2 protein-coding genes are annotated in these 1,282 nt (G+C 24.8%); one reads left to right on the top strand and one right to left on the bottom strand.

The genetic code is table 11. The features are described from left to right. Positions 1 to 225: 225 nt before the first annotated feature. Positions 226 to 528, bottom strand: coding sequence for a hypothetical protein (locus ABNK64_RS11045; protein ID WP_349764426.1), 303 nt, complete (start codon positions 526 to 528; stop codon positions 226 to 228). 148 nt (positions 529 to 676) lie between these two features. Between ABNK64_RS11045 and ABNK64_RS11040 the strand changes: the two genes are divergently transcribed. After that, positions 677 to 1,282 (top strand): IS30 family transposase (locus ABNK64_RS11040; protein WP_349764425.1); only part of this gene is annotated, 606 nt, incomplete at its 3' end.

The following is a 1,282-nucleotide window of genomic DNA, read 5'->3' as shown; positions in this document are numbered from 1 at the left end:
AATAGGAGTAGCCTTTGAGGGTAAGAAAGTTGAATTTAGATATATAGATTAAATGAGAGGAAAAATCCTCTCATTTTCAATATATGAAATTCTTAATTTTTGTGTTTTACAAGTTATTTTTGGTTCTTTCTAGAGTTAATTGAGAGAGTTTACTCTCTCTTCATACTATTTTTCTCCTTAAAGTTTGAAAACTTGCCTTTTCATACATACTTCTTTTTATAGTTTTTAATTTTTTTTTATATATCTAAAAATGGAACTTCTATCAAAAAAAATAATTTTTTTAACAAATTCTTTTTCTACTTGCTTTAGACTATTTAAAGTTTCTCTAGAATCATTTGAAATTTGATAGTTTTTAATTCTTAAAATACTTTCTAGGAATGGATAATGAATAATTTCTAAATTTTTATTAAATTGCTCTAAAATTTTGTCTTCTTTTTTTAGTATAGTTTCAGCAGAATTATTTTTGTTTATTTTTATTTTAGAATAAAATAAATTATATGAAAATTCACTAAATAGTTTAAAATTCATTTTCACTATTCTCCTTTAATTTAAATGTAATAGTATGATTCTAAATGGTAAAATAAAGTGTCGCTTTTAAAAAGCAAAAAATAAAAAAGATTCATAGTCAATTCTATGTTATGATATAGCTGCGAAACAAACCATAAAGGAGTTGACTATGAATCATAAATATTATATCACAGAAAGAAAAAAAGGGAAACATTTATCTTATGAAGAGAGAGTAAAAATTGAAACTTTATTAGAAAGAAATGTTACTTTAAAAGAAATAGCAACTATTATTGGAGTTAGTGTTAGGACTATTAATCGTGAGAAAAAAAGAGGGATGGTTAAAGGTCTATTAGACACTAATTTAAAACCATATGATAAGTATTCGGCGCAGAAGTCTCAAAGAAGATATGACAAACTTCAAAAGACTAAACAAAGTAATTTAAAGATAGATAAAAATATCGAGTTAGCTAATTTTATAGAAGATAAAATACTTAATGATAAAGTGTCTCCATATGTTGCTTTAGAATTAGCGAAGAAAGCAGGGTTTGAAGTAAATTTTTGTCTAAAAACTTTATATAACTATATTGTAGCAGAAATTTTTTTAATTCTAAGTGTAAAAGATCTTCCGTATTACCGTAAGAAGAATAACCCAAGAAAAATTATTAAAAGAATTAGAAAAGCTGGTGGAAGAAGTATTAAAGAAAGAGCAGAATTTATTAATAATCGCGAGGAGCTTGGACACTGGGAAATGGATACTGTTGTTGGAACTAGAGAA

This window comes from Fusobacterium sp. SYSU M8D902, from assembly GCF_040199715.1.
In the GTDB taxonomy this organism is placed as follows: Bacteria; Fusobacteriota; Fusobacteriia; order Fusobacteriales; family Fusobacteriaceae; genus Fusobacterium_A.
The sequence above is the reverse complement of the archived record's forward strand: the minus strand, read 5'-3'. Positions and strand labels throughout refer to the sequence as shown.

Bases quoted from the DNA above. Each gene is read 5' to 3' on its own strand.
- ABNK64_RS11045 (WP_349764426.1), bottom strand. From the start codon at position 528: ATGAATTTTAAACTATTTAGTGAATTTTCATATAATTTATTTTATTCT.